This window comes from Citrobacter sp. VF227, from assembly GCF_052950715.1.
Genome location: NZ_JBRFVF010000352.1, coordinates 1 through 477, shown reverse-complemented (window position 1 = coordinate 477; position 477 = coordinate 1). Strand labels below are relative to the sequence as shown.

Genomic DNA, 477 nt, shown 5'->3' with positions numbered 1-477 from the left:
CCCACGCCAGAAAAGTGCGTTCATTTGCCAACTCGAAGCCGTAATCCGGCGCTTCACCCAGGCGGGAAATCTTCATCCAAACTCCTCTGGTTGTCATTGCCGGATGGTGGCTAGCGCCTTCTCCGGCCTACAAGTAAGTTGCAAATAAGGATATTTGCGCCAACTGGCATTGTAGTCAGAACTTCTGCTTTTTCTCTTCCACTTTTACGCCCTGGGTCGGTAAACCGGTGTCGTAATCACGTACAACCGGAGAATAGCCGTCTTCAGGGCGCGGGCGGAAAGCCCCCATCCAGCGCGGTATGGCATCAGCACGCCACGGACGCAAACTCCACTGATAGGTGCGAAACGGAGCGCGGATTTTATCCATGTAGTCCAGCAGCGCGTCGTGCATCTGGCAGCGAACGTCGGCCAATTGTGGCGAATCTATCAGGTTGTGTAGTTCATCTGGATCGTTACGCCTGTCGTAAAGCTCATCGC

General features: G+C 54.3%; 2 pseudogenes. Both read right to left on the bottom strand.

Going from position 1 to position 477, the window contains the following annotated elements:
* Window positions 1-76, bottom strand: a pseudogene (locus ACU8YC_RS26715) (hypothetical protein); the annotation flags it as partial.
* Between the two features lie 99 nt (window positions 77-175).
* Window positions 176-477: pseudogene (locus tag ACU8YC_RS26710) on the bottom strand (sulfatase-like hydrolase/transferase); the annotation flags it as partial.